Origin of the sequence: Delftia sp. ASV31, assembly GCF_016428765.1 — a bacterium.
Lineage (GTDB): Bacteria > Pseudomonadota > Gammaproteobacteria > Burkholderiales > Burkholderiaceae_C > Comamonas > Comamonas acidovorans.
In genome coordinates, this window is the sequence record NZ_JAELTK010000063.1 from 10,744 (window position 1) to 37,183 (window position 26,440).

Here is a 26,440-nt window from a genome sequence, read left to right on the forward strand (position 1 = left end):
GCTGCGGCAGGGGGCGCCGGGCGGCATGACGATTGGGAGCCTTGCAGGCCCGCGCAAGTTCCATGCTACGCCCCAGCCTCAACTACCATGAAAAAGTGCCGGATACAAAAAGGGCTGCATGCGCGCCGGCGCATGCAGCCCTTTGTTCGGCGGCGGTCCGAATCAGCAGCGGATCACAGCTCGCCGTAGCTGTGCAGTCCCGACAGGAACATGTTCACCCCCAGGAAGGCGAAGGTGGTGATGGCCAGTCCACCCAGCGCCCACCAGGCGGACACCGTGCCGCGCAGGCCCTTGACCAGGCGCATGTGCAGCCAGGCCGCGTAGTTGAGCCAGACGATCAGCGCCCAGGTTTCCTTGGGGTCCCAGCTCCAGTAGCCGCCCCAGGCCTCGGCCGCCCACAGCGCGCCCAGCACGGTGGCGATGGTGAAGAAGGCAAAGCCCACGGCGATGGACTTGTACATCACATCGTCCAGCAGCTCGAAGCTGGGCAGGCGCTCGGCGATGCGCTTGCGCGCCAGCAGGATGCCGGCCACGATCAGCGCCGAGATGCCGAAGTAGACCATCCAGTAGCTGCCGCCGTTCTGGGTCGCGCCCTGGCGGAAGACGATGGGCTCGAAACACAGCACCACACCCAGCATCCACAGCGGCGCGAGCTTGTACCAGCGGGTCTCCGTGGCCTGCTGCTTGATCAGGTAGGCAAAGGAGACCATGGCTGCCAGCGCAAAGGTGCCGTAGCCGATGAAGTTGGCCGGCACATGCAGCTTCATCCACCAGCTCTTCAGAGCCGGCACCAGCGGCTGGATCTCGTGCGCCTCGCGCACCAGCGTGTACCACAGCAAAAAGCCCACGGCCGCGCTGACCACCAGCATCACGAAGCCGCCCAGGGCGCGCGTGTCGTAGTGCTGTTCGTAATAGAGATAGAAAAGCGCCGTCATCCAGCAGAACATGACGAACACTTCATAGAGATTGCTGACCGGGATGTGGCCCACATCGGGGCCGATCAGGTAGCTCTCGTACCAGCGCACCATGGTGCCGACCAGCGCCAGCGTCACGGCCAGCCAGGCCAGGCGCGAGCCCAGCAGCGACAGCGCCGTGCCCTCGCCCCGCGCAAACATGCCGATCCAGTAGAAGACGGTGCTCATGAAGAACACCATGCTCATCCAGAGGATGGCCGACTGGCTGGACAGGAAGTACTTGAGGCCGAACACCGTGTCCGATCGCGCCAGTTGCGCCCCTTCAGGCCCCTGGTAGAGCCCGATGGCCAGCAGCGACAGCCCGGCCACCACCAGCATCAGCCCGCGCAGCGGGCGCCAGAACCAGCCCAGCCAGATGGCCGAGGGAATGGTGCCGACCAGGATGCACTTTTCGTAGACATCCATGTACTCGCCATAGCGCTGCAGCGCATACAGCAGTCCCGCCGCCACCAGGGCCGCGAACACCCAGTCGAACCAGTTGCGGCGGGCGAAGAAGCCCTCGTTGAGCGTCAAAGTCGTCGTGGTAGTGGCGGTGTTCATGCGGAACCTCCGGGGGATTTCTTGTGGATGGGCTCGGCGCCTATCAGCTTGCCGGCCAGCATGGCGAATTCTCTATCACCATCGAGTGTCTTGCGATTCGTGGACAAGGCCATTTCGGCATGGCTTACCCCATCGCGGGGCGTGAGCCAGATCCAGAGGCGGCGGTCACGCACGTACAGCATGCAGAACACGCCGATGATGAGGAACAGGCAGCCCAGATACACCACGTTCTTGCCCGGGGCGCGCGCCACCTGGAAGACGCTGGCCTGCACCTGCTTGAAGTCCTGCAGCATGAAGACCATGGGCATGGGGTAGAACTGCGCATCGCTGAGCGAGAACACGGCCTGGGTCATGAAGGACTGCGTCTGCTCGCTGGGCTCCAGGGGCGCCTGGCCCGCCTGCGTGCGCACGATCTGGGCCAGCTCGAACAGCACGCCGTTGAGAATGCGCACCAGCACCTCGCCCGCGCGTTCGCGCTCGGCCGCAGGCACATTGCTTTCCATGAAGTCCGAGATGGCCTGCAGCCCGCCCAGCGGCTTGCCGTCCGGCCCCTTCTTGTCGGTCTGGCCCGCGAACAATTCCAGCGCCTTGGTGGCCGACTGCGCCAGCGCGCCACTGAGTTCGGCGCGCGAGGCGTCGATGGCCTTGGCCACATAGGCCTTGGCAGCCTGCTCGCGCAGCCGGGGGTCCTGCAGCGCGCTGCGCAGGCGCAGGAAGGTGTCCATCTCGCTTTCGGGATCGGCGGGAATGCGCAGGTAGCGCATGGCATCGGCCTGGTTGTCGCGCACGCCCAGCAGGAACACGCGCTGGCCGTCGCCCGTGTCCACGGGCAGCATGTAGTTCTGGAACTCGCGCGCCTGGCCCGAGGCATCGCGCAGCTTGTAGCGGATGCTGGGGCCGATGTTGCGCAGCTCCTTCTTGGTCACGGTCTTGTGGGCCGCGCCCAGGCGCTCGTCGATGGCCTGCTTCAGGTCCACCTTGCGCACATCGGTGCCGCTGCCATTGGCCCCGCCGCCACCGCCGAAGTTCTCCACGTTGATGGTGCGCAGTTCGGCAAACTCCAGCGTCACTGTCTCGTCCTTGCCGTCCGGGAGCTTGCGCACGAACTGGTCCGATCCGCCGATCACGCCCTCGACATCAAAGGGCTTGGCTCCCGCCTCCAGCGGCACGGCGCGCAGCTTCACCGACGAGCCGCCATCGTCAAAGCTGGACTGGTAGATCTCGATGCCACGGTAGCTGGCCGGGTGGTTGACCTCAATGCGCTTTTCCAGCTTCTCGCCCGTGGCCTTGTCGTGGATGACGACCTCGCTGGCAAACAGCTTGGGCATGCCCGTGGAGTAGTACTCCACGATGAATTTCTTGAGTTCCACCGCAAAGGGCAGCTCCTGCAGCAACACGCCGTCGGACTGCGACAGGATGGCCGTGCCTGCCGTGCCGCCCTCGGTCACCAGCAGGTTGCCTCGGAAGGTGGGGTTGCGCTCGCTCAGCCGGTGCTGCTCGGACACCTCGGAGATCAGGCCACCGCCGGTATAAGGTGTTTTGCCTCCCAGCCACATCTGCGCGCGCACGATGAGGTCGCCATCGAACAGCCCGCCCAGGCAGATCAGCACGATGGCGCTGTGGGCCGCGATATAGCCCAGCTTGTGGGCCGCGCCCGCCTTGGCAGCCAGCATCCAGCCGGTGCCGGGACCGGCCGCCGTGTCGCGCTGCTGCAGCCGCACCTTCCAGCCGCCCGACACCAGTTGCTGGCCCAGGCGCCTGGCAGCCTCTTCGGTGCTGCCGGGCACCACGTTCTGCGCACGGTGGCCGAATGCCTTGAGGCTTTGTTCGCGAACGTTTTCCTTGTAGCTGCGCAGATCGGCCAGGTACTTGGGCGCATGGCGGGCCACGCACAGCGAGGTGCTGATCACCAGAAAGGCCAGGATCAGAAGGAACCACCAGGCGCTGTAGACCGCATTGAGCTTGAGCGCGAGGAACAGCTGGGCCCAGAAAGGCCCGAACTGGTTGACGTAGTTGCCCACCGGCTCATGCTGCTTGAGCACGGTGCCGATCACCGAGGCAATGCAGATGACCGTCAGCAGCGAGATCGCGAAGCGCATCGATGCCAGCAGCTCCAGGGTCGCGCGCGCGGCCTGCGGGCGGGAGGGAGCAAGAGCGGCACCGGAAGAGTTGTCTGACATGAAGAACGAAAAGCCAAAACCCGAATGAAAAAAGCGGGACCATCTGCATTCATGCGATGGACCCGCCTGGCTTGGGGTGTCTATAAAGCAATAGGTTCCCGGTGATTACCCTGGGAACCGCGTCGGCCCCGGGATCGCATCAACGCAGGCCAGCGATGTAGTCTGCCACGGCCTTGATTTCGCGATCGTTAAGCTTGGCAGCAACCTGCGTCATCTGAATGCTATTGCCGCGCTTGCCGTCACGGAAGGCCGTGAGCTGGGTCGTGGTGTAGTCGGCATGCTGGCCCGCCAGGCGCGGGTACTGGGCTGGAATGCCGGCGCCGTTGGGGCTGTGGCAGCCCGCGCAGGCAGCAATGTTGCGCTCCTGGATGCCGCCGCGGTAGATGCGCTCGCCCATGGCCACCAGGTCCTTGTCCTTGGCAAAGCCGTCCTTGGGCTTTTGCGTGTGCAGCCAGGCGGCGATGTTCTTCATGTCAGGCTCGCTGAGCATGCTGGCAAAGCCCTTCATCACGGGGTCCTTGCGCTTGTCGCCCTTGAACTCCAGCAACTGCTTGACCAGGTACTCGGGATGCTGGCCGGCCAGCTTGGGCTGCAGCGGGATGGTGGAATTGCCGTCGGCCGCATGGCATGCCGCGCAGACGGCGGTGTAGCTGGCCTCGCCCTTCGCCAGGTCGGCCTTGGCCGCCTTCGGCTGTGCCGAGGCAGCAGGTGCCTCGCCAGCGGAGAAAGCGGGAAAGGCGGGGGCTGCAGCAAGAATGGCAGCCGTCAGCAAAGAGGCAAGCAACTTCATATCGAGGGCGTGGTTCTGTTGTTGAAAGCGCAAAATTCGGCGGATTCTACAATGGGGTCCCCTGTGATTGATATCGTCAGGAACCCTGGTTTCGCCCCTGCGCACAGAGGAAAACATATTCCTTGATCGTGGTCACAAACTGGCCACGGATTCGGTGCTGAACATATGTTTTTCGCAGCCCAGCATATCGATCTGTGCCAGCGCGGCAATAAGGGCTCTACCCATGTGGCGCGCAATACCACACCCTTGCGCGCCAGATTCCGCTTCCCCGTCGCGTCAACCCGCGCCGAAGCGGCTGTCCGCCTGGCGGCGGAACTCCGAGGGCGTCATGCCCTTGATCTCCAGGAAGCGCCTGTTGAAGTTGGCCACGTTGTTGAAGCCCACCTGGTAGCAGATGTCGGCGATGAAGCTGTCGGTCTGCATGAGCAGGTGGCATGCGCTGTTGATGCGTACCCGGCTGACGAAGTCGGTGAAGCTGTTGCCCGTGGCCCGGCGGAAGAAGCGGCTGAAGCGGCTCTCGCTCATGCCCAGCTCGGCCGCCACGTCGGCCAGGCTCAGCGGCTCGCTCACGCGCGCCATGATGCGGTTGACCACCTCGTTGATCTGATCCACCTGAGCCTCGCCCTGGGCGCCCTGCATCTGCACGGCTGACAGCAGCCGGTAATCGGTGCACTCGGCCAGATCGGACAGCAGCGCGCAAAAGGCCGTGAAGCGGCGCATTCCGCGCGCACTCCTGACCGCATCCCAGTGCGCGCGCGCCGTCTGCGCCAAGCCGAAGAACTCGATGCCATGGCGCGCACGGTCCAGCAGTTGAAGCACCTCGCGCATCTCCGGGATCTGCTCGGCCGCACGGGCGATGGGGTCGTGGTTGAAAAGAATCACGTAATCGCGTGCAGGCGAGCCCCCATCGGGCGCATCGAACGAGATCCAGTTGTGCGGCAGGCGCGGGCCGCACAGCACGAGGTGGCCGGGCTCGAAGGGCCCAATCCAGTCTCCCACGAAGGCGCGGCCCGAGGTGTCGGTGATGAGGTGCAGCTCGTACTCCTCATGGAAATGCCAGCGCACCAGGGGGCTTGGGAAACCATGTGCCAGGCAGCGCACCAGGCCGCTGCCCTCCATATCCTCATAGCCCAGCGCGGGCGTCCGCACGAAATCGCGCTCCAGTTCAGGGTGACGCTGGCGGGGTGTGCGGCGGCGCGGGCTGGTCATGGCGGCGTGAAGGTTTCTGGAGAGGCCATGGGCAAACAGTATCACCAGCGGCGGCTATCCACCGCAATGGGCTGCCAGCGCGGCATCGAGTTCCGCGCGCCGGGGCGGCTGGGCACCGGCGCGCGTGCAGTTGAGCGCTGCGGCCGTTGCGGCAAAGCGCAGCACCTGGCGCCACGCGCTTTCGGGCAGCTCCTGCAACTGGCCCGGCTGCTCGACTCCCTGCTCCAGCAGCGCAACCGACAGCGCCGCGCCAAAGGTGTCGCCCGCGCCGATGGTATCCACCAGTTGCACGGCCGGCGGCTGCACCGACAAAGGCGCCTGTCCTGCACGCAGCAAGGTCGCGCCGGCCGCTCCGCGCGTGAGCACCACGGCCCGGGGACCCAGCGCCAGCCAGCGCGCGGCGGCCTCCAGCGCCGGAACGCCGGGCGCGATAAAGGCCAGGTCCTCATCGCTGAGCTTGACCAGGTCTGCCTGGGCCAGCCAGCCCAGGCAGTCGCGCCGGAAGGCCTGGGCATCGCGGATCAGCGTGGGCCGCACGTTCGGGTCGAACACGATGATGCGCCGTCCGCGCTCAGCCGCCACCAGGTCCAGGATGCGCGGCCCGGCAGGGCTGTGCAGCAATGCGATGGAGCCGAACTGCAGATAGCGGCATTCGGGCGGCAACTCGGGCAGCTGGGCAGGTGCCCACAGCGTGTCCGCCGTTGCCTGCGTATAGAAGGCATAGCGGTTGGTGCCTTGCGCATGCTCGACAAAGGCCAGCGTGCTGGGCGCATCGCAGCGCTGTACCAGGCGCATGTCCACGCCGTTGCCCTGCAGGTGCGCGAAAAGGCGCTCGCCGAAGAGATCGCGCGACAGTTGCGAGACAAAGCCCGTGGCCTGCCCGAGCCGCGCGGCGGCCACGGCGCAGTTGGCGGGCGCGCCTCCTTCATGGCCCTGGAAGGCCAGGCCGCCCGTGGCGGTGAAATCGATCAGGGCTTCGCCCGCGATGGCTATGCGCATGCGTTCTACCTCGCTGCCTGTTGGACAAAAGCATGGACACGGTCTGTGGCACGGCGGACAGCCTCCACCAGATGCGGATGGCCCGCAGCCTCACCCCACAAGGGCACTTCGGCACACAGCGCGGCCACAGGGTCGGCGGCGGCGCAGATGGCGTGTGCCACTGCGGAGTCCATGGCCTGATCCTGGTAGGCATAGGGCAGTGTGTCATGGTGCCAGCGCTGCAGAAAAACCAGGAACAGCGCCGGCAGCATGGCCACGGCATCCATGGACGCGCCCTGCGCGATGCGCTCGCGCACCGTGGGCGCGATGAAGCCCGGGATCTTGGCAAAGCCGTCGGCCGCCACGCGCTGGTTGGTGTCGCGTATCGCAGGGTTGCCGAAGCGTTCCAGCACGGTGTCGCGGTAGGCCGGCAGGTCCAGGGCCGATGCCTTGCCGGGTGTTGCAAGGCAGGGAATAACGTCCTGAGTCACATAGTCCCATGCCATCTGGCGTATCGCCGGCACGGCACTGCCTTCGTGGATGAAGCGCAGGCCCGCCAGCGTGCCGGCCCAGGCAATGCAGCTGTGGCTGGCGTTGAGGATGCGGATCTTGGCCTCCTCGTAGGGGGCCACGGAAGGCACCATCTCCACGCCCACGCGCTCCCAGGATGGGCGGCCTGCGACGAAGCGGTCCTCTATCACCCACTGTGAAAAGCTTTCGGCCGTCACGGCGGCCGCATCGTCCCAGCCCGTCGCGGCCTGCACGCGCTCGCGCAGCTCCGGCGGCGGGCGCGGGGTGATGCGGTCGACCATGGCATTCGGGCAGCTGATGTTGTGCCCTGCCCACTCGGCCAGTTCCTGCAGTTGCGCCAGTTGCATGAAGGCCAGCAGGCCGGCCAGCAGGCGATCGCCGTTGTGGCGCAGGTTGTCGCAGCTCAGCAGTGTGACCGGGCCGGCATGTGCACAGCGGCGCAACTGCAGGATGGCGCACAGCACGCCATAGATCGTCTCTCCGACCTGCCCCTGGCGCATGCGGCCGATGTCGGCCGCAAGCTCCGGGCTGCCGGTGTCCAGCACGCCGCTGCCATCGAGGTAGTAGCCAGCCTCGGTCACTGTGAGGGAGATGACACGTGTGCAGGGGCTGGCTCCGCGCGCAATCACGGCGGCCAGCCCGGGCGCATGGGGGATCACTTCGCGCAGGGCCTCGATGCGTTGGTAGCGCACCGATCCGCCAGGCGCAATCGTCTCCAGTGTGTAAGCCCCTCCCTGGCGCGCCAACGCCTCCAGCGTCTGCGCCATGTCGGAGCGCAGGTTGGCCCCCACCAGCTCCCATTGCGTGTCCCCTGCATCGATCAGCCGCTGTTGATAAGCGGCCTGGTGCGCACGGTGAAAGGAACCCAGACCCAGGTGCAGCACCGTGGGTCTGGAAAGATGCGGAACAATCGCGTTCATGGTGACCAGAGGGAGATGAGGAAGAAAGGATGACTGCTCCGGGCAGCCTCTCGGAGCGAAGCGCTCAGGCGCCTGCCAGCGTGCGTCCCTGGCGGTCGAACAGGTGCAGTGCGCACCCGGTGTCCAGCACGACGGACACCGCGTCGCCCACGGCCAGTGGCGTGCGCTCGGCCTGGCGCGCGATGAGCTGCGCCCCGCCCACGCTGACATGGATCAGCGTGTCGGCGCCCAAGGCCTCGATCAGGTCCACGCGGCCCATGACCTGTCTCTGTGCAACGGCATCGGTTGCGACCTGCGCTCTGGCCACGCGCAAGGCCTCGGGGCGTATGCCCAGCGTGCCGTCGGCGGGCAGGCGGCCCTGCGTGGCCCCGGAGAACACGGGCAGTGCCTCGGCGGCGATCAGGTTCATCGACGGCATGCCGATGAACTGCGCAACGAACTGGTTGGCCGGATGGTCGTAGAGCGCCAGGGGTGCGCCCACCTGTTCGATGCAGCCATCGCGCAACACCACCACGCGGTCGGCCAGGGTCATGGCCTCGACCTGGTCATGGGTGACATAGATGGTGGTGGCGCCCAGCGCCTTGTGCAGCTTGTGGATTTCCACCCGCGTGTTGCCGCGCAGCGCCGCATCGAGGTTGGACAGCGGCTCGTCGAACAGGAACACCTTGGGCGCACGCACGATGGCCCGGCCTATGGCCACGCGCTGGCGCTGCCCCCCGGACAGGTCGCGCGGCTTGCGTTCCAGATAGGGCGTGAGGTTGAGCGTCTCGGCCGCCTGCCCGACCTTTCGGCGTATCTCCTCTTTCGGCACGCCGGCCAGGCGCAGCGCGAAGGACATGTTGTCGTACACGCTCATGTGCGGATACAGCGCATAGCTCTGGAACACCATTGCCAGGTCGCGCTCGCCCGATGGCGCATGCGTGATGTCGCGCCCGTCGAGCAGCAGCTGCCCCGAAGTGATGCTCTCCAGCCCGGCGATCAGGCGCAGCAGCGTGGACTTGCCGCAGCCCGAAGGCCCGACGAAGACGATGAATTCGCCGCGCTCGATGGCGAGGTCCACGCCGCGGATGATCTGCGCCTCTCCGAAGCGCTTGCGTATGTCCTGAAGTTGCAGATAGGCCATGGTTTTCCTTGTGCAGCACAAAGCCGCGAAATGGATGCCGGACGGCTACTTGACGGCGCCAAAGGTCATGCCCTGCACCAGTTGCTTCTGGCTGAACCAGCCAAACACCACGATGGGAGCGATGGCGATCAGCGAAGCGGCCGAGAGCTTGGCCCAGAACAGCCCTTCGGGGCTGGCATACGAGGCGATCAGCGTGGCCAGCGTTCCGGCCCGGGCGCTGCTCAGGTTCAGCGACCAGAAGGCCTCGTTCCAGCTCAGCACCAGGCACAGCAGCCCGGTGGAGGCAATGCCGCCCACCGCCAGCGGCAGCACCACATGGCGGAACTCGGCCCACAGGCCTGCGCCATCCATGCGCGCCGCTTCCAGGATCTCGTTGGGGATGTCCTTGAGCGCGCTGTAGAGCATCCAGACCATGATGGGCAGGTTGGACAGCGTGAAGACGATGACCAGCACGGTGAGCGAATCCAGCAAGCCCACCCCTTGCGCCAGCACATAGATGGGCAGCAGGGCCCCCACGGCCGGCATCATCTTGGTCGAGAGCATCCACATGAGCACGTCGCGCGTGTGGCGGCTGCGGAAGAACGCCATGGAGTAGGCAGCAGGCACGGCGATGGCCAGGCCGATCAGGGTCGAGGCCAGGCTGGTGATCAGCGAATTGCGCGCATACAGCAGGTAGTCGCTGCGCTGCTGCACTTCGCCGAAGTTGGCCAGCGTGGGCTCGAACACGAACAGCGGCGGCACGGCAATGGCTTGCAGTTCCGTCTTGAAGGCCGTCAGGAACAGCCAGGCCAGCGGAAAGAACAGCAGCAGTGCCACGGCCCATGCCGCAGCGGCGCGCACCAGGGTGGAGGAACTTGTTTTCATCATGTCCTCAGTCCAGGCTCTTGCCGACGATGCGGATCAGGAAGAGGGAGACGATGTTGGCCAGCACCACGGCAAACAGTGCACCGGCCGAGGCCACGCCCACGTCGAAGTTCATCAGCGACTGCTTGTAGATCAGGTAGGTCAGGTTGGTGCTCTCGTTGCCGGGCCCGCCCGCCGTGGTGATGGCGATCTCGGCGAACACGCTGAGCAGGAAGATCATCTCGATCATCACCACCACCGCCATGGGCCGCGCCAGATGGGGCAGCGTGAGGTAGTAAAAGCGCTGCAGGGCGTTGGCGCCATCCATGCGCGCCGCCTCCATCTGCTCGCGGTCCAGCGACTGCAGCGAGGTGATGAAGATCAGGCAGGCGAAGGGCAGCCATTGCCAGGACACCATGATGATGACGGACAGCAGCGGCATCTCGGTGAGCCAGTCCACGGGCTGCAGTCCGACGGCCCTCCACAGGCTGGCCAGCACGCCATAGATCGGGTTCATCATCATGTGTTTCCACAGCAGCGCATTGACCGTGGGCATCACGAAGAACGGCGAGATCAGCAGCACCCGCACGACGCCGCGCCCCGGAAAAGGCTCGTTGATCAGCAAAGCGATCAGCACGCCCAGCACCAGGGTGATCAGCACCACGCTGGCCAGGAAGTTCAGCGTGTTCCACACGGCGGGCAGGAAGTCCGGGTCGGTGATGAAGAAGGCGTAGTTGTCCCAGCCGGCGAAGCGGTGCTCGCCCGGCTGCATGAGGTTGTAGTTGACGAGCGAGAAATAAATCGTCATCAACAAGGGCACGAGCATCCAGCACAGCAGCACGGCCACGGCGGGCGCCATCAGGGCGCGGGGCAGCAGGCGCCTGGCGGACGCCGCCCTGTCGGGAGTCCTATCGGCCCTCATTTGTAGTAGCCGCTTTTCCTCATCTCGCGTTCGGCCAGCGTCTGCGAGGTACTGAGCGCCTGCTCCACCGTGACCTTGCCCGACAGCGCGGCGCTCATCTGCTGGCCCACGGCAATGCCAATGGCCTGGAACTCTGGAATCGCGACGTACTGCACGCCGGCATAGGGCGACTTGGGCTCGGTCGCATCGGTCAGGCTCACGCTGTCGATGGCCCGCTTCTCGGCTGCGGCAAAGCCCGCCACCTTCTGGAACTCGGCATTGGCATAGGTGGACTGGCGCGTTCCTGTGGGCACGGCACGCCAGCCGTGCTCCTGCGCGACCAACTGCACATACTCCCTGGAGGTGGCCCACTTCACGAAGACCTGGGCCGCATCGGCCTTCTTCGAGCTGGAGGGAATGGCCAGGCTCCAGGTCCACAGCCAGGTCGATCCCTTGGGCGTGCTGGCCACGGGTGCAGCCGCATAGGCCACCTTGTCGGCCACCTTGGATTGCTTGGGGTCGCTGACGAAGGATGCGGCGATGCTCGCATCCACCCAGGCGCCGCACTTGCCCTCGTTGAACAGCGCCAGGTTCTCATTGAAGCTGTTGGCCGAGGCGCCCGGGGGGCCATAGGCCTTCATCAGGTCCACATAGAAACCCACGGCCTTCTTCCAGGCGAGTGTGTCGATCTGCGGCTTCCACTGCATGTCGAACCATTGGCCGCCGAAGGTATTGGCCATGGTGGTGATCAGGGCCATGTTGTCCCCCCAGCCCGGCTTGCCGCGCAGGCAGATGCCGTAGACCCCGGCCTTGGGATCGTGGACCTTGGAGGCGAACTCCCGGACCTGCTCCCAGGTGGGCTTGTCGGGCATCTGAAAACCCGCCTTGTCGGCCAGGTCCTTGCGGTACATGAGCATGGAGCCTTCGCCATAGAAAGGCGAGGCATAGAGCTTGCCTTCGTAGGACAGGCCTTCGCGGATGGTGGGCAGCAGATCGGCCGCGTCATAGGCGGCATCGGTGGCAATGGGCTGCAGCCAGCCCTTCTTCGACCAGATCGGCACCTCGTAGATGCCCACGGTCATCACGTCGAACTGGCCGCCCTTGGTGGCGATGTCGGTGGTCACGCGCTGGCGCAGCACGCCTTCTTCCAGCGTCACCCATTTGAGCGTGATGTCGGGGTGGGCCTTCTCGAACCAGGGGGTGAGCTTTTGCATCTCGATCATGTGGCCGTTGTTCACGGTGGCAATCACGAGTTCGGTGCCGGCGAGTGCGCCCGCTGCGGCAGTGGCCATGGCCCATGTGAGGCTGGCCTTGAGCAAGCTGTGCATTTTTTGTCTCCTTGTTCCCTGGTCTTCGAATGCTGGATCACCGCGCCTCCCATCCCGGCTGCGGATGAGGCATTGTGGCGACGGCCTCGTGCCCGGACTGGTACGACAGATGCGCCTTTCGATACTTTTATGCGCAGCCAAGCCGGTGATATCCCTTAGCCAATGCATCAAACCATTTGCCGCTGCTGCGGTGCGTCCCGACCTCCTAGAATTCCGTTCATCCGCATCTCCGAGGCAGACCATGGCCGTGCAGCGCATCCCTGTTCCACCGAGTGCACTCGGCGAGTCCCCCTTCTGGCACCCGCAGGAACACCGGCTCTACTGGTGCGATATCCAGGACCGGCACATCCATTCCTGGGAGCCCGCCACAGGCCTGCACCGCAGCTGGGCCACGCCCAGCGAACCGGGCTGCTGCGCTCCCACGGACCGGGGCCGCATCGTGGTGGGGCTGCGCGATGGCTTCGGCCTGCTGGACACCGCCACGGGACACACCGAAATGATCGCCCGCCTGGACCATGATCCGCAGCAGCTGCGGCTCAACGACGGGCGCTGCGACCGCGCCGGGCGGCTGTGGGCGGGGTCACTGTTCTCGCCCAAGACGGCGCCCGATGCCGCGCTGTGGTGCCTTCGCGCGGACGGCGCCGGAGGCTACGCCGTTCAGCGCATGGCAGGCGACTGCACCACGGCCAACGGCTTGGCATTCAGCCCCGATGACGCCTGGATGTACTGGGCAGACACGCCAGCCCACCGCATAGACCGCTTTGCCTTCGACCTGGAATCCGGCACGCTGGGCACGCGCTCGCTGTGGAAGGCCTTCGCCCCCAAGGCCGAGGGCAGGCTCTATGGCGGCCGCCCCGACGGCGCCAGCGTCGACGTCCGGGGCAACTACTGGGTGTCCATGTACGAAGGCGGCTGCGTGCTGCAACTGAGCCCCGAGGGCGATGTGCTGCAGCGCCTGGACACGCCCGTGCGCTGCCCCACGATGGTCTGTTTTGGGGGGGAGGACCTGCGCACGCTGTACATCACCTCGGCCGGACACGGCCGGCCCGATCCGGAGCGATCGGCGCAGGTGCCTGCCGGTGCGCTGATGGAGTGCCGTGTCGATGTGCCGGGCCTGCCGGTGAACAGCTTCCGCGAAGCCTGAGCGTGCTCAGCCCCGGCAACGTGTTGCCAGGGGCGTCAGGCCCGCATGCGCTGCAGCAGTCCTGCGGTCGATGCATCGAGCTCCGCCACATCCCCGCTGGCCAAGCGCTGCTGCAGGTCGCGCGCCAGCAGCTTGCCCAGCTCCACCCCCCACTGGTCGAAGCTGTTGAGGCCCCACAGCGCGCCCGCCACGAACACGCGGTGCTCCTGCAAGGCGATCAGCGCACCCAGGGCCGCCGGCGTGAGCGCATCCAGCAGTACGAAGGTACTGGGCCGGTTGCCCGGGAAGTGGCGATGGCCATCATCGCAGGAACGCCCCTGCATCAAGGCCTGGGCCTGGGCCAGGGCGTTGGCCAGCAGTTGCTCATGGTGGCCCTGCAGGCCGTGCGACGGCCGCTGCACGGCGATGATCTCCAGCGGCACGATGTCCGTCCCCTGGTGCAGCATCTGGAAGAAGGCATGCTGCCCATCCGTACCAGGCTCGCCCCAGAGCACGGGGGCTGAGCCCAGCGCCAGCGGCCGGCCCTGGCGGTCCACGCGCTTGCCATTGCTCTCCATCTCCAGTTGCTGCAGATAGGCCGGCAGGCGCCGCAGGCCTGCGTGGTAGGGCGCAATGCAGCGGCTGGCAAAGCCCAGCAGATTGCGGTTCCAGACATCGAGCAGGCCCAGGCGCACGGGCAGGTTGGCCTGCAGCGGTGCCGTGCGGAAATGGTGGTCCATGGCATGCGCGCCGGCCAGCAGGTCGCGGAATGCCGCTGCTCCCACGGCGAGGGCCACGGGCAGCCCGATCGCCGACCACAGCGAATAGCGCCCGCCCACCCAGTCCCAGAAGCCGAAAGTGGTGGTGATGCCCATCTGCGCAGCCGCCGAGGCATTGGTGGTCAGCGCCACGAAATGCCGCGCCACATCTTCACCGCCCTGCGCATGGAACCATTGCAGCGCGCTGCGCGCATTGGTCAGCGTCTCCTGCGTGTTGAAGACCTTGGAGGCCACGATGAACAGCGTGCTGCGCGGCTGCAGCCCATCGAGCACCGATTGCAGCTCATGCCCATCCACGTTGGAGACGAAGTGCATGCGCCGCCGTGCATCGCACATTCCCTGCAGCGCCTGCACGGCCATCTGCGGCCCCAGGCCCGATCCGCCGATGCCCATGCACACCACATCGGTGATGCCGGCATCGGCCCTCACGCGCTCGGCATAGGCCAGCATGTCATCCAGCGTTTCGTGCACCTGGGCCAGGGCCCATGCCAGGCCCGGCGGCGACTCGCCGCGCGGGCAGCGCAGCAGCGCGTGCAGCACGGCACGGCCCTCGCTGCCGTTGACGTGCTCGCCCGCGAACATGGCATCGCGCTGCTGCTCCACTGCGCACTCGCGCGCCAGACGCAACAGCAGCGCCTCGGCCGGTGCATCCCAGAGGTTCTTGGACAGGTCTGCAAAACAGTGTGGCGCCTCCTGGCTGAAGTGCGCGAACCGGCCGGGATCATCGGCAAAGGCGTGGCGCAGATCGAAGCCCTTGCGCAGGGCCAAGGCATGGTGGTGCAGCGCAGGCCAGACAGCGGCATGGTCGCAGCGCGGGGGCTGGGGAATGACGGACAGCATGGGATGAAAGTAATCTGATTACCAAATCGACAACACATCTCTGGAACAAAACCTCAATATCTTCCTATAATTTATCCGATTCTTCAAAATTTTGGTAACCAAGTTACCAAAAATAGACACATCAACTTGTGGAGACAGCATGGGTTTCGATCTGGTTTTGTTCGGTGGCACGGGTGATCTCGCATGGCGCAAGCTCATGCCCGCGCTGTTCCAGGCGTTCCGCCACGGCACCCTCCCCGAGGGGGGACGCATCCTGTGCGTGGGTCGCGATGATCTGAGTGATGACCAGTACCGCGCGCTCATCCAGGGCCGCTTCGAAAAGGTGGAACTGTCCAAGCGCCCCAGTCCAGAGGAGTTCTCGCGTTTCGCGGCCCTGCTGCACTACCTGCGCATGGACCTGTCGCAACCCGCCGACTACGAGCGCCTGGCCACGGCGCTGAACACGCGCGGCGCCGAGACGGTGGTGATGTACCTGGCCACTGCGCCCAGCCTGTTCACCACGGTCTGCGAGCAGATTGCCGCCGTGGGCCTGAATGGCCCGCAGACGCGCGTGGTGCTGGAAAAGCCGCTGGGCCACGACCTGGCCTCCAACCAGGCCATCAACGCCACGCTGCGCAAGGTCCTGCGCGAAGAGCAGGTGTTTCGCATAGACCACTACCTGGGCAAGCCCTCGGTCCAGAACCTGCTGGCCCTGCGCTTTGGCAACGCACTGTTCGAGCCGCTGTGGCGGCGCGAGACCATTGCCAACATCCAGATCACCATTGCCGAGGAACTGGGCGTGGAAAGCCGGGGCGCCTTCTACGACCAGACCGGCGCGCTGCGCGACATGGTGCAAAACCATGCCCTGCAACTGCTGTGCGCCATCGGCATGGAGCCGCCGATCAACGCCTCGGCCCACGCCATCCGCGACGAAAAGCTCAAGGTGCTGCAGTCGCTCAAGCCCTGGACGCCGGAAACCCTGAGCCAGCACGTGGTGCGCGGCCAGTATCTGGCCGGCGCCAGCCAGGGCCAGCCCGTGCCCGCCTACCAGCAAGAGAAAGGCGTGGCGGCCGGCAGCCAGACCGAGACCTTCGTCGCCCTGCGCACCGAGATCTGCAACTGGCGCTGGGCCGGCGTGCCCTTCTACATCCGCACCGGCAAGCGGCTGGCAGGACGGGATGCGCGCATCGTCGTGAACTTCCGGCCCGTGCCCCATCCCATCTTCCGCTCGCCCCTGTCCGAAGCCAACCGGCTGGTCATCAACCTGCAGCCCAAGGACGGCCTGGAGCTGCATCTGCTGGCCCAGGGCGCCACCCAGCAGCAGGCCGAGCCTTCGCTGGCTCCCGTGCACCTGAACCTGGACTTCGACCAGCGCTTCGGCGCCAAGCGCGTGGGCGCCTACGAGCGCCTGCTGCTGGACGTGATCGCCGGGCGGCTGAACCTGTTCGTGCGCAGCGACGAGCAGGAACAGGCCTGGCGCTGGGTGGAACCCATACTGCAGCACTGGCGCAACGATCTCTCCGGGCCGCGCGGCTACGCGGCTGGCAGTTGGGGGCCCAGCGCGGCCAGCGCCATGATTGCGCGGGATGGGTTTTGCTGGAGCGAGGAGGTTTGAGGCTCCCCCTGAGGCGCTGCGCGCCTTCCCCCTCTCTCGCTGCGCGGGAGGGGGACGACAGCCTCGGGGCGGGGCGGCCCTTCCTCGCTGTCCCTGACTTTGGAGTGCGCCAGTTTCATGCGCCGCGCTCTGTCAGCACCGTTGCCTATAGCCCGCGGGGGGCGCTGGATCATGGGGGAACCTACAATGAGGCCCCGAGAGACTGACCACACCATGAATCCTGCTGCGCCGGCTGCCGATGCCGCCCCCACTTCCTCCCTGATCGATCCCAAGCTCGCCATGGGATGGATGCACACGACGCGCTTTTTGACGACGGCTGCGCAACTGCACCATCTTCCCAAGGTCGATGTGCCCGAGATCGCGTTCGTGGGCCGCTCCAATGCCGGCAAGTCCACCTGCATCAACACGCTGACGCAGCAAAAGCAGCTGGCCTTCGCCTCCAAGAAGCCCGGCCGCACGCAGCACATCAACCTGTTCTCCCTGGGCAAACAGGGCGTGACCGACGCCGTGCTGGCCGATCTGCCCGGCTACGGCTACGCCGCCGTGTCGCGCACGGACAAGCAGCGCTGGCAGCGCGTGATGCTGAACTATCTGGTCAGCCGCGAGAGCCTGACGGGCATCGTGCTGCTGTGCGATCCGCGACTGGGCCTGACCGAACTCGACGAAGCCTTGCTCGATGCCCTGCGCCCGCGCGTGCAGGAGGGCCTGAAGTTCCTCGTGCTGCTGACCAAGGCAGACAAGCTCACGCGCGCCGAGCAGGCCAAGGTGCTGTCCATCACGCGGCTCAATGCCGGCGGTGGCGAGGTGCGCATGTTCTCCGCGCTGAAGAAGCAGGGTGTGGACGAGGTGGCCCAGCTGCTGTGGCACTGGAGCCATCCCGAAGGGCTGGCCCAGCCGGCAGCGGCTGCACCGCAGGCGGACGTCGCAGCCGCGACGCCCGGCGAGAGCGACAGCCCCCAAGATTAGCGCCCGGAGGCGCTCGTGTAGCCAGCGCCCCGCAAGGAGCGCAACATGGTGACCACCTGCATTCGCGAGCTGCCTCACGGCACCCATCTGCACTGCCGCGTCAGCGGCGAACCCGGCCGGCCGTTGCTGCTGTTCCTGCACGGCTTTCCCGAGGGCAGCTTCATCTGGGAAGGCATGCTGGAGCAGTTCGGCACGCAATGGCGTTGCGTCGCCCCCGATCTGCGGGGCTTTGGCCGCTCCAGCCAGCCGGCCGGCGTGGAGCAGTACAAGGCCAAGCACCTGCTGCAGGATCTGGCGGCGCTGATCGCCATCGAAAGCCCTGGCGCACCCGCAGCCTGCGTGATCGCCCACGACTGGGGAGGGGCCCTGGCCTGGGGTCTGGCCAATCGCCATCCCGGGCTGATGCAGCGGCTGATGATCCTCAACGCCCCGCATCCAGGCGCCTTTCTGCGCGAGTTGCTGGACAACCCCGTGCAGCAGGCCGCAAGCCAGTACATGCATTTCCTGCGCCGCCCCGACGCGCCCGCCCTGCTGGCCGACAACAACTGGCAGCGCATGCTGGGATTTTTCCGCACACCGCAGGGCGAGTTGCCCGGCTGGCTCACGCCGCAATTGCAGCAGCGCTACCGCGAGCACTGGGACCTGGGCGTGCAAGGCTCCTGCCACTACTACGGCGCCAGTCCCCTGGTGCCGCCCCGGCCCGAAGACCCGGACTCAGCCGACGCACTGCGCAACCTGAGGCTGCCGCCCGAGATGCTGGACATCGGCGTCCCCACGCATGTGCTTTGGGGCGACAGCGACCCGGCGCTGCAACCTGCCCTGGTCGAAGGCCTGGAGCCGTGGGTGCCGCGCCTGACGGTGCAGCACCTGGCAGGCACTTCGCACTGGGTCGTGCACGAGCAGCCCGATGCGGTGCGGCAAGCGCTGGAGCAGTTCCTGTCCCGCCCCGTTCAGTAGACCGAGGGCTCGCCCTCGGGCCGGGTCTTGAAGCGCCTGTGCACCCAGTAGTACTGGTCGGGCATGGTGCGAATCGCCGCTTCCAACTCGCGGTTCATGCGTGCCGTGTCGGCCTCGGCATCGTCGGTGGGAAAGTCCGTCCAGGCCGGCGTGATCTCGGCCACGTAGCCCGTGGGCGTCATGCGCGTATACATGCCCAGCACCTTGGCCCGGCCCAGGCGTGCAAAGCGCGACAGCGAGGGGATGGTGGCCGCGTTCACGCCGAAGAAGGGCACGAAGACCGAGTCGTTGCGGCCGAAGTCCATGTCGGGCAAAAGGTACAGCAGCCCGCCCTTGCGCAGGCTGGAGATGATGGGCTTGACCCCGTCGGCGCGGTTGAGCATGCGCACGTCGCCAAAGCGCTGGCGCCCCGACATGAACCACTCATCGACCGCAGGGTCCGGATGGGTGGAGAAAATCGAGGTGAAGGGCCGCGTGGTGTGCAGAGGCAGCGCCAGGCCACCCGCGTCCATGCTGTAGAAATGCGGCGCGAACAGGATGGTGGGCGTATCGCCATCGAGCTCATGCACGGCGCCCTGCAGCTTCACACGCTCGGCCACCACCTCGCGCGGCGCGGCCCACAGCCAGCTGCGGTCCAGCCAGGTCTGGCAAAAGACGATGAAGTTGCTGCGCGCCAGCTCCACGCGCTGCGCCTCGGTCAGCTCGGGAAAGCACAGCGCAAGATTGCGCAGCGCCACCTTGCGGCGCGGCGCGGCCAGCACGAACAGCACACGCCCCAGAAACGCACCCAGCCCCCGCAGCCACGGCAGCGGCATCCAAGCCAGCGACCGCATCAGCCACACGCCGATGCGCCCGCTCATGCATGCACCTCGTTGGCAGCTGCTTCACGGCGCGGCTGCTTGTAGCGCGCATAGCCCCACAGGTACTGCTGCGGGCATTGGCGGATGGTGTGTTCCATCGCCTCGTTGATCTGCTGCACCGCAGCTTCCAGATTCTCGGACAAGGGCACGGGCAACTCCTCAAGATACAGCGCATAGCCCCGCCCCCAGGACAAGCGCTCACAACGGGCCACGATCACCGCGGCCCCCGTCTGCAACGCCAGGCGCGCCGCCAGCGTCATCGTATAGGCATCACGGCCGAAGAACGGCGACCAGACGCCCTGCCCCTCGGGCGGAACCTGGTCGGGCAGCAGCCCCACAGCCGCGCCCTTGCGCAGCGCCTTGATCATCTGCCGCACGCCGGCCAGCGTGGTCGGCACGGCCTGCACGCCGGGGCGGTTGCGCGCCGTCTCCATGACACGGGCCAGCCAGGGCTGGCGCGCGGGGCGGTAGAGAATGGTGATCTCGCCATGCTCGGCCGACCATTGCCGCGCCGCATGCTGCACTGACAGCTCGAAGCAGCCCAGGTGCGGCGTCAGAAAGATGATGCCGCGCCCGGCAGCGTAGGCCCGGCGCACGCATTCCTCGTTGTGCATCTCGCAGCTCGGCTGCCTGCCCATCCACATGCGCGGCAGCTCCGCCACCATGCGCCCCGCGTGTCCCACGGCCGGCGCCACGGCGCCCAGGCCGTAGCCGGCCTGCCGGGCGTTGGCCAGAAAGCGGCGCCGGTACGTGGCCGAAGCGGCGAACGCCACCCAGCCCATGAGCGCGCCAAGGGGGTGCAATAGCCACAAAGGCAGTGCAGCAAACAGTCGGAACAGGGATGGCATTAAAATGATGGGTGTCGCTGAGTTAACTGAGCAACTTGCAGAGCGACGTTAAACAATTTCTGCTAAAGCGTTCGCCAGAGCTCCTGCAGCTTGGGCAGCGCCCAGCAAAAAAGCTGCAACCAAGGAGTTTATTCATATGGCGAACGACTTTCTTTTCACCTCGGAATCCGTCTCTGAAGGCCATCCGGACAAGGTGGCTGACCAGATCTCTGACGCGATCCTGGACGCCATTTTCGCCCAAGACCCGTACAGCCGCGTGGCGGCCGAGACGCTGACCAACACGGGCCTGGTGGTTTTGGCAGGTGAGATCACCACCGGCGCAAACGTCGACTACATCCAGGTCGCACGCGACACCATCAAGCGCATCGGCTACGACAACACCGACTACGGCATCGACTACAAGGGCTGCGCCGTGCTCGTGGCCTACGACAAGCAAAGCCAGGACATCGCCCAGGGCGTGGACAAGGCCAGCGATGACGAGCTCAACACCGGCGCCGGAGACCAGGGCCTGATGTTCGGCTACGCCTGCGACGAGACGCCCGAGCTGATGCCCGCGCCCATCTACTATGCGCACCGCCTTGTCGAGCGCCAGGCCCAGCTGCGCAAGGACGGCCGCCTGCCCTTCCTGCGTCCTGACGCCAAAAGCCAGGTGACCATGCGCTACGTGGACGGCAAGCCCCACAGCATCGACACCGTGGTGCTGTCCACCCAGCACAGCCCCGACCAGTCGGAAACCGCCACGAAGATGAAGGCCAGCTTCACCGAAGCCATCATCGAGGAAATCATCAAGCCCGTGCTGCCCTCCGAGTGGCTGCAGGACACGAAGTACCTGATCAACCCCACGGGCCGCTTCGTTGTCGGCGGCCCCCAGGGCGATTGCGGCCTGACCGGCCGCAAGATCATCGTCGACACCTACGGCGGTGCCTGCCCCCATGGTGGCGGCGCCTTCAGCGGCAAAGACCCGACCAAGGTGGACCGCAGCGCCGCCTACGCCGCGCGCTACGTGGCCAAGAACATCGTGGCCGCCGGCCTGGCGCGCCAGTGCCAGATCCAGGTGGCCTACGCTATCGGCGTGGCACGCCCGATGAACATCACGGTCTACACCGAAGGCACGGGCGTCATCCCCGACGCCGAGATTGCCAAGCTGGTGGCCGCGCATTTCGACCTGCGTCCCAAGGGCATCATCCAGATGCTGGACCTGCTGCGCCCCATCTACAGCAAGACCGCCGCCTACGGCCACTTCGGCCGTGAAGAGCCCGAGTTCACCTGGGAGCGGACGGACAAGGCAGCCGTGCTGCGCGCTGCGGCCGGCCTGTAAGCAAAATGCCAGGGGCGCTCGTGCGCCCATCTAACGGATGGCCTTTGGCCCCATGTTGCGCTGTGCCGCACATGGGGCTTTTTTCATCGCAGGCCTTCTCGCAATACTCGCACCAAACTGGCGCAACAGGCAAAGTAATCGGGTTTAACGGCCGATAAACTGACTGCACCTTTCCACAAGAGAGGCAATCTGCAAGGCAACCTCAAGCTCTGCCACATCCAAGACAAGACAAGGCAAAAAGCGATGGCTGCCTCCTACAAAGCGATTTACTGCTTCAGTGCCCTTCTTGCGCTGGCCATATCGGGGGTTTATCTGCCCGGCCTGAACAACGGGCTGCTGTTTGACGATATACGTCTGGCGGATGCAACCATTTTCGGCAACTACGGCAGCCTGCTGGACTTCAAACAGCGCACGCTATCGTATGGCAGCTTCGTCTGGATCGAACAGCTCTTTGGAGCCGGCTGGTGGAAGCAGCGCGTCTTCAATATCGCCTTGCATCTCGCGACCGTGGCAGCTTTGTATGCACTGTTCAAGGCCCTGCTGACGCAGACGCACTTTCCGCATGACATCGAAGAGCAGCCCCATTTCCTCGCGTCGCGCGATGCAGCCCTGCAGTTGGGCCTGATCCTTTTTGCACTGAACCCCGTCGCGGTCTACGCCGTTGGATACCTGGTGCAGCGCTCCATCGTCATGGCAACGCTGTTCGCGGTGCTGGCATGCTGGGCCTTTGTGCGCGGGCTTCAGAGCGGGCGCGCTCTCTGGCATGCCACGGCATTGATCTGCTATGTGCTTGCCGTACTGTCCAAGGAGCATGCGTTTCTGACAGTCGCCATGGTGGTGCCGCTTTACATTTTTGTCAGGCGCCCCGGCATGAAGGCGGCCATGGTCATTGTGGGAGTGGCCTTGATGCTGCTGGCCATTGCCTCGGCTGCCGTCTTTCATTTCTTCGGCAGTCTGGTGGGTCAGATTTTCGACGAGCAATCCCAAGGCTATGCAAGACAATTAGAAGCCCTTCGGCCCGGAATCACCTCACAGATCTATCCCCTGAGCATCCTCAATGAAGCGGCCCTGTTTTTTGCCTATGGATTTCTGTGGATCGTTCCATATGTGGGTTGGATGTCCATCGACCTGAGACCGGCATTTCCCCTGGGCTTTGGATCGATATGGCACCTTGCCGGAGCCATGGGCTATCTCACCGTGCTGGGCTGCGCCATCTGGGCATTGATCAAGCGCCCTGGCGTCATCGGCCTCGTCGCCCTCTGCATTCTGTTTCCCCTTCTCTGGTATGCCACTGAATTCGCCACAGTCTGGCTGCAGGACCCCTTCGTGCTGTACCGCAGCTACCTGTGGGCGGTGGCCATTCCGGGGTTGGTGGCCATTGCTCTGACAGGTGTCAAACCACGCACCATCTACATCGCAGGCATCGTCATCGGCGTGGTGTTCGGAGCCCTGGCTTTCGAACGCGTGCTCTCTCTTCAGGATGTAGGCACATCCTGGGCCGATGCCGCTGAAAAAATCGACAAAAAAGCCCCCGCCAATGCCGTGGGACGTGGCCGTGCCTTCCTGAACGTAGGAACAGCACACGCAGACAAGGGCATGCTCGACCAGGCGCTGCAGGACTTCGCCACGGCCAACGCACTTGGAGACCTGGGAGGCAATGCGCTGTTCAACATGGGTGCTGTGCTTTCTCAGCAGAAGAAATTCTCCGAAGCCCTGAATGCCTTCTGGGCAGCGCAATCAAAGGGCTTCAACGGCCAAGCTCTGCATTACCAAAAAGCCGAGGCGCTTTTGGCCCTGGGCCAACCTCGCGAAGCACTCCAGGAATACACCAAAGCACTCTCAGCGCCTGCGGAAGATACTGCCAGCGCCAAGCAGATGGAGCAAACCCTTCGCCTCAAGCGCGCAGAAACAGCCATCGGGGCTCAGCAATATCAGGTAGCCCTTGATGACTTTCAAATTCTGCTGAAAACCTCGCCTAGCGCCCCTCGATTGATTGTCGGGATGGGTCTGGCCTTGATTGGCAAGGGCGAAAGTGCCCAAGCCAAGGAATTACTCAAACCGCTGGTAGCCCGCGACCCCAGCGCACCTGCGCTGTACGGTCTTGCCATGGCCTATCACGGCCAAGGAAATCTGACTGAAGCCCTGAAATACTTGGACCAGGCCATTCGGCGGGAGCCTCAAAATCCGCAATATAGGCAAATCCGTAACCAGTTGAGCCAACAGTCGGCGGCAAAACCCCAGCCAGCGAAGTAAGGCCCTCTGCAATGGCCCTGCGCATACTTCACGTCGGTAAATTCTTCCCTCCCTACCGGGGCGGCATGGAAGTCTTTCTGGCCGACCTGATACACGAGCAACGACGCCAGGGTGTCGATGCCCATGCCCTGGTCCATGGTGATCCGGAGCCGGATGATCCCGCCTGGCTGGAACGCGTGCCCGTTCAATTCAATCTGGTCTATGCCCCCATGGCCATGGGATTCCGGCGCGCACTGGGCCGCGCCATCGAACGCATTCAGCCCGACGTACTGCACCTGCATCTGCCCAACAACTCGGCGCTTTGGGCACTGACCCTGCCCATCGCGCGGCGCGTGCCCTGGGTCATCCACTGGCACTCCGATGTGGTGGTGTCCAACATCAAGTGGTCCGTGGCATTGGCCTACATGCTGTACCGGCCGTTCGAGCAGGCCTTGCTGGAACGCGCTCAACAGGTATTCGCAACGTCGCCACCCTATCTTGAGGCCAGCAATGCCCTACGTACCTGGCGCAGCAAATGCGAGATCGTCCCGCTGGGCCTGAACCTCGAAACCATTCCTGAACCAGCACCGCTGCAACACGGTCAAGGCTGGCGGCCCGACACCCGGTTGCGCCTGTTGTCCATAGGACGGTTGACGTACTACAAAGGCTTCGAGACCCTGATCCTAGCCGTCTCGGCCATGCCCGGCGTGGAACTGCTGATTGCGGGAGAAGGCGAACTACGTGCATCCCTGGAAGACCTGATACGCCAACGCACTCCCGAGGGCAGACAGGCCTGTGTGCGACTGGTGGGCTCGGTGTCAGACGAGGAAAAACATGCCTTGTTTGCAGAGTGCGACATCTTCTGCCTTGCCTCACGCGAACGCACGGAAGCTTTCGGCATCGTATTGCTGGAGGCCATGCTGCACGCCAAACCCTGCCTGGTCACCGACCTTCCCGGCTCGGGCATGCCCTGGGTGGTCGGCCATGCCCACGCCGGCCTGCATGTGCCCTTTGAAGACATCGATGCCTGGCGCAGCAGCATTGCTCGCCTGCAGCACGACAAAGAGCTGAGGCAGCGCCTGGGCCAATCAGGCCATAAGGCCTTGCATCGGTTTTTCAGCATTGGCCCCTGTGAGCGCAGTGTGGCGCGTCACTATCGCAGCCTGGCACCCGACAACCGCCCGGCCAGAGTGGGCCAGGACCTGCTGGTCGTCATTTCCACGCGCAACAACGAGGCCGAAATAACCCATCTCATCCGCAGGGTCCATGCTCTGGTCGATGCAACCGTGCTTGTCGTGGACAATCGCAGCACCGATGCCACCTGCCATGAAGCCGAGCAATGCGGCGCCCGGGTGCTGCGCCCTTTGCTGGCCATGACCAATTGGGGCAGTTTGCAGACAGGATTGCGCTACGCGCAGACCCATGGCTTCCAGACCGTCGTCACCATCGACGCCGAGGGCCGCTACGAGGTGGAGGAACTTCCCGCACTTCTGGCCGTGCGCCAGAAGGCAGACATGGTCGTTGCCTACTTTGCTGAACAAAACAGCCTTGCGCGCCGCATCGCGTGGCAATGGTTTCGCTGGTTGACGGGTTTGGGCCTGCGCGATTTTGTGTCCGGGTTCCGGTTGTACAACCGTCCAGCATTAGAGGTAGCAGCCTCTACGGAGGCCACGATGCTTGACTATCAAGACGTCGGCACGCTGCTGCTTATGCGCAGACAGGGACTACAGGTTGCAGAGGTTGCACTGCCACTACATACTGCAAAAATCAATCGGTCGAAAATCTTCAGATCATGGGGCAATGCAGTGAGATATGTAGCTGTATCTTCATTACTGAGTATTGCACATGGCAGGGATACGTGAAATCCACTCATCCCTCCCGCTGATTTATTGAACCAATTGAGCCACCTTGGCATAAATTTCTATTGTTCGCTCAGAGCATTGAGCCCAAGACATTTGACCAGATCGCGCCAACCCTAAGGTTCGCGCCTGCCTTTGCCAGTGTTCATCAGTCAGGCAGGCCTGAAGGCCAAATAACATTTCTTCCAGATTCAAGGGATTCACCAGTCTAGCGGCACCTCCGGCAATCTCTGGCATGCAGGAAACGTTGGATGTGAGCACTGGGGTGCCACTCGCCATTGCCTCCACAATAGGTAATCCAAAACCCTCATAAAGTGATGGATAGACCATCAATCGCGCCCCAGCATACAATGCCGGCAGCCAACTTTGGTCAACATAAGATATGTATTGCAACCAACCCTGGGCCCGTGCTTTTGCAAGGCACAAGTGAATCGCACTAGAGTTCCAGCCACTGCCCCCCACAATCACCAAAGGCCAATTGTGCCGCACCTCTTTGGGTAGCATTCCATACGCCTCAACAAGGCGTTGGATATTTTTCCGTGGCTCTATGGTACCGACAAATAGGCTATACCCTGTCTCTTATACACATCTCCGAGCCCACGAGACGCTGACGTTGATCTCGTATGCCGTCTGCTGCTTGAAAAGGGGGGGGGGGGGGGGGGGGGGGGGGGGGGGGGGGGGGGGGGGGGGGGGGGGGGGGGGGGGGGGGGGGGGGGGGGGGGGGGGGGGGGGGGGGGGGGGGGGGGG

Annotated in this window: 20 protein-coding genes and 1 pseudogene; 7 read left to right on the forward strand and 14 right to left on the reverse strand. The window is 64.8% G+C overall.

The features are described from left to right. Positions 1-173: 173 nt before the first annotated feature. From ccsB to JHD82_RS20525, 10 genes are all read right to left on the reverse strand, one after another. A complete protein-coding gene (gene ccsB, locus JHD82_RS20480) occupies positions 174-1,514 on the reverse strand; it encodes a c-type cytochrome biogenesis protein CcsB (RefSeq protein WP_012207385.1) in 1,341 nt (446 codons plus the stop codon). After that, a complete protein-coding gene (locus tag JHD82_RS20485) occupies positions 1,511-3,694 on the reverse strand; it encodes a cytochrome c biogenesis protein ResB (RefSeq protein ID WP_199138447.1) in 2,184 nt (727 codons plus the stop codon). The genes ccsB and JHD82_RS20485 overlap by 4 nt, the downstream gene beginning before the upstream one ends. Before the next feature lie 139 nt (positions 3,695-3,833). After that, entirely contained in the window at positions 3,834-4,484 is a 651-nt protein-coding gene (locus JHD82_RS20490; RefSeq protein ID WP_034397008.1) for a cytochrome c, read from the reverse strand. Positions 4,485-4,760: 276 nt separating this feature from the next. After that, on the reverse strand, positions 4,761-5,693 hold the full coding sequence (locus tag JHD82_RS20495; protein WP_016450966.1) for an AraC family transcriptional regulator: 933 nt from the start codon (positions 5,691-5,693) through the stop codon (positions 4,761-4,763). Positions 5,694-5,747: 54 nt separating this feature from the next. Further along, entirely contained in the window at positions 5,748-6,692 is a 945-nt protein-coding gene (locus tag JHD82_RS20500) for a carbohydrate kinase (RefSeq protein ID WP_199138450.1), read from the reverse strand. A 5-nt stretch (positions 6,693-6,697) separates the two neighbouring features. Beyond that, positions 6,698-8,122, reverse strand: coding sequence for a D-arabinitol 4-dehydrogenase (gene dalD, locus JHD82_RS20505; protein WP_199138452.1), 1,425 nt, complete (start codon positions 8,120-8,122; stop codon positions 6,698-6,700). Between the two features lie 64 nt (positions 8,123-8,186). Continuing rightward, positions 8,187-9,245 carry an ABC transporter ATP-binding protein gene (locus JHD82_RS20510; protein ID WP_199138453.1) on the reverse strand — a complete coding sequence of 353 codons (1,059 nt, stop codon included), beginning with the start codon at positions 9,243-9,245 and terminating at the stop codon, positions 8,187-8,189. Positions 9,246-9,290: 45 nt separating this feature from the next. Continuing rightward, the gene (locus JHD82_RS20515) at positions 9,291-10,109 is read right to left on the reverse strand and encodes a carbohydrate ABC transporter permease (RefSeq protein WP_199138455.1); all 819 of its coding nucleotides are present in this window, start codon (positions 10,107-10,109) and stop codon (positions 9,291-9,293) included. A gap of 7 nt (positions 10,110-10,116) precedes the next feature. After that, positions 10,117-11,010, reverse strand: a complete 894-nt coding sequence (locus tag JHD82_RS20520) for a carbohydrate ABC transporter permease (protein ID WP_199138457.1) — start codon at positions 11,008-11,010, stop codon at positions 10,117-10,119. Further along, positions 11,007-12,317, reverse strand: coding sequence for a sugar ABC transporter substrate-binding protein (locus JHD82_RS20525; RefSeq protein WP_199138459.1), 1,311 nt, complete (start codon positions 12,315-12,317; stop codon positions 11,007-11,009). The genes JHD82_RS20520 and JHD82_RS20525 overlap by 4 nt, the downstream gene beginning before the upstream one ends. 241 nt (positions 12,318-12,558) lie before the next feature. Between JHD82_RS20525 and JHD82_RS20530 the strand changes: the two genes are divergently transcribed. Beyond that, positions 12,559-13,461, forward strand: a complete 903-nt coding sequence (locus JHD82_RS20530) for an SMP-30/gluconolactonase/LRE family protein (RefSeq protein WP_199138462.1) — start codon at positions 12,559-12,561, stop codon at positions 13,459-13,461. A gap of 35 nt (positions 13,462-13,496) precedes the next feature. On the opposite strand, the gene pgi is transcribed toward JHD82_RS20530, so the two are convergent. Then, a complete protein-coding gene (gene pgi / locus JHD82_RS20535) occupies positions 13,497-15,059 on the reverse strand; it encodes a glucose-6-phosphate isomerase (RefSeq protein ID WP_199138465.1) in 1,563 nt (520 codons plus the stop codon). 139 nt (positions 15,060-15,198) lie between these two features. Here pgi and zwf point away from each other — a divergent pair, with 139 nt between their 5' ends. From zwf to JHD82_RS20550, 3 genes are all read left to right on the forward strand, one after another. After that, entirely contained in the window at positions 15,199-16,653 is a 1,455-nt protein-coding gene (gene zwf, locus JHD82_RS20540) for a glucose-6-phosphate dehydrogenase (RefSeq protein ID WP_012207397.1), read from the forward strand. Positions 16,654-16,866: 213 nt separating this feature from the next. Further along, a complete protein-coding gene (gene yihA / locus JHD82_RS20545; RefSeq protein WP_013800744.1) occupies positions 16,867-17,619 on the forward strand; it encodes a ribosome biogenesis GTP-binding protein YihA/YsxC in 753 nt (250 codons plus the stop codon). 45 nt (positions 17,620-17,664) lie between these two features. Next, on the forward strand, positions 17,665-18,576 hold the full coding sequence (locus JHD82_RS20550; protein WP_199138467.1) for an alpha/beta fold hydrolase: 912 nt from the start codon (positions 17,665-17,667) through the stop codon (positions 18,574-18,576). On the opposite strand, the gene JHD82_RS20555 is transcribed toward JHD82_RS20550, so the two are convergent. Together JHD82_RS20555 and JHD82_RS20560 are read right to left on the reverse strand one after the other, a co-directional pair. Continuing rightward, positions 18,570-19,436: a lysophospholipid acyltransferase family protein gene (locus JHD82_RS20555; protein WP_012207400.1), complete on the reverse strand. Its 867-nt coding sequence runs from the start codon at positions 19,434-19,436 to the stop codon at positions 18,570-18,572. The two genes, JHD82_RS20550 and JHD82_RS20555, sit on opposite strands and share 7 nt — an antisense overlap. Beyond that, on the reverse strand, positions 19,433-20,284 hold the full coding sequence (locus JHD82_RS20560; RefSeq protein WP_097201421.1) for a lysophospholipid acyltransferase family protein: 852 nt from the start codon (positions 20,282-20,284) through the stop codon (positions 19,433-19,435). The genes JHD82_RS20555 and JHD82_RS20560 overlap by 4 nt, the downstream gene beginning before the upstream one ends. A 136-nt stretch (positions 20,285-20,420) precedes the next feature. On the opposite strand from JHD82_RS20560, the gene metK reads away from it, so the two are divergent. The 3 genes from metK to JHD82_RS20575 all read left to right on the forward strand — a co-directional run bounded on the left by metK (position 20,421) and on the right by JHD82_RS20575 (position 25,696). Then, a complete protein-coding gene (gene metK / locus JHD82_RS20565; protein ID WP_012207402.1) occupies positions 20,421-21,602 on the forward strand; it encodes a methionine adenosyltransferase in 1,182 nt (393 codons plus the stop codon). A gap of 243 nt (positions 21,603-21,845) precedes the next feature. After that, positions 21,846-23,855: a tetratricopeptide repeat protein gene (locus tag JHD82_RS20570; RefSeq protein WP_199138469.1), complete on the forward strand. Its 2,010-nt coding sequence runs from the start codon at positions 21,846-21,848 to the stop codon at positions 23,853-23,855. Positions 23,856-23,866: 11 nt separating this feature from the next. Then, positions 23,867-25,696 carry a glycosyltransferase gene (locus JHD82_RS20575; protein WP_199138472.1) on the forward strand — a complete coding sequence of 610 codons (1,830 nt, stop codon included), beginning with the start codon at positions 23,867-23,869 and terminating at the stop codon, positions 25,694-25,696. Between the two features lie 24 nt (positions 25,697-25,720). Here JHD82_RS20575 and JHD82_RS30490 read toward each other — a convergent pair. Continuing rightward, positions 25,721-26,251 (reverse strand): annotated as a pseudogene (locus tag JHD82_RS30490) (glycosyltransferase family 4 protein); the annotation flags it as partial. Positions 26,252-26,440: the final 189 nt, after the last annotated feature.

Excerpts from the sequence above, each read along its gene's own strand:
- ccsB (WP_012207385.1), bottom strand. The coding sequence starts at position 1,514 with ATGAACACCGCCACTACCACGACGACTTTGACGCTCAACGAGGGCTTC.
- JHD82_RS20485 (WP_199138447.1), bottom strand. The coding sequence starts at position 3,694 with ATGTCAGACAACTCTTCCGGTGCCGCTCTTGCTCCCTCCCGCCCGCAG.
- JHD82_RS20490 (WP_034397008.1), bottom strand. The coding sequence starts at position 4,484 with ATGAAGTTGCTTGCCTCTTTGCTGACGGCTGCCATTCTTGCTGCAGCC.
- JHD82_RS20495 (WP_016450966.1), bottom strand. The coding sequence starts at position 5,693 with ATGACCAGCCCGCGCCGCCGCACACCCCGCCAGCGTCACCCTGAACTG.
- JHD82_RS20500 (WP_199138450.1), bottom strand. The coding sequence starts at position 6,692 with ATGCGCATAGCCATCGCGGGCGAAGCCCTGATCGATTTCACCGCCACG.
- dalD (WP_199138452.1), bottom strand. The coding sequence starts at position 8,122 with ATGAACGCGATTGTTCCGCATCTTTCCAGACCCACGGTGCTGCACCTG.
- JHD82_RS20510 (WP_199138453.1), bottom strand. The coding sequence starts at position 9,245 with ATGGCCTATCTGCAACTTCAGGACATACGCAAGCGCTTCGGAGAGGCG.
- JHD82_RS20515 (WP_199138455.1), bottom strand. The coding sequence starts at position 10,109 with ATGAAAACAAGTTCCTCCACCCTGGTGCGCGCCGCTGCGGCATGGGCC.
- JHD82_RS20520 (WP_199138457.1), bottom strand. The coding sequence starts at position 11,010 with ATGAGGGCCGATAGGACTCCCGACAGGGCGGCGTCCGCCAGGCGCCTG.
- JHD82_RS20525 (WP_199138459.1), bottom strand. The coding sequence starts at position 12,317 with ATGCACAGCTTGCTCAAGGCCAGCCTCACATGGGCCATGGCCACTGCC.
- JHD82_RS20530 (WP_199138462.1), top strand. The coding sequence starts at position 12,559 with ATGGCCGTGCAGCGCATCCCTGTTCCACCGAGTGCACTCGGCGAGTCC.
- pgi (WP_199138465.1), bottom strand. The coding sequence starts at position 15,059 with ATGCTGTCCGTCATTCCCCAGCCCCCGCGCTGCGACCATGCCGCTGTC.
- zwf (WP_012207397.1), top strand. The coding sequence starts at position 15,199 with ATGGGTTTCGATCTGGTTTTGTTCGGTGGCACGGGTGATCTCGCATGG.
- yihA (WP_013800744.1), top strand. The coding sequence starts at position 16,867 with ATGAATCCTGCTGCGCCGGCTGCCGATGCCGCCCCCACTTCCTCCCTG.
- JHD82_RS20550 (WP_199138467.1), top strand. The coding sequence starts at position 17,665 with ATGGTGACCACCTGCATTCGCGAGCTGCCTCACGGCACCCATCTGCAC.
- JHD82_RS20555 (WP_012207400.1), bottom strand. The coding sequence starts at position 19,436 with ATGAGCGGGCGCATCGGCGTGTGGCTGATGCGGTCGCTGGCTTGGATG.
- JHD82_RS20560 (WP_097201421.1), bottom strand. The coding sequence starts at position 20,284 with ATGCCATCCCTGTTCCGACTGTTTGCTGCACTGCCTTTGTGGCTATTG.
- metK (WP_012207402.1), top strand. The coding sequence starts at position 20,421 with ATGGCGAACGACTTTCTTTTCACCTCGGAATCCGTCTCTGAAGGCCAT.
- JHD82_RS20570 (WP_199138469.1), top strand. The coding sequence starts at position 21,846 with ATGGCTGCCTCCTACAAAGCGATTTACTGCTTCAGTGCCCTTCTTGCG.
- JHD82_RS20575 (WP_199138472.1), top strand. The coding sequence starts at position 23,867 with ATGGCCCTGCGCATACTTCACGTCGGTAAATTCTTCCCTCCCTACCGG.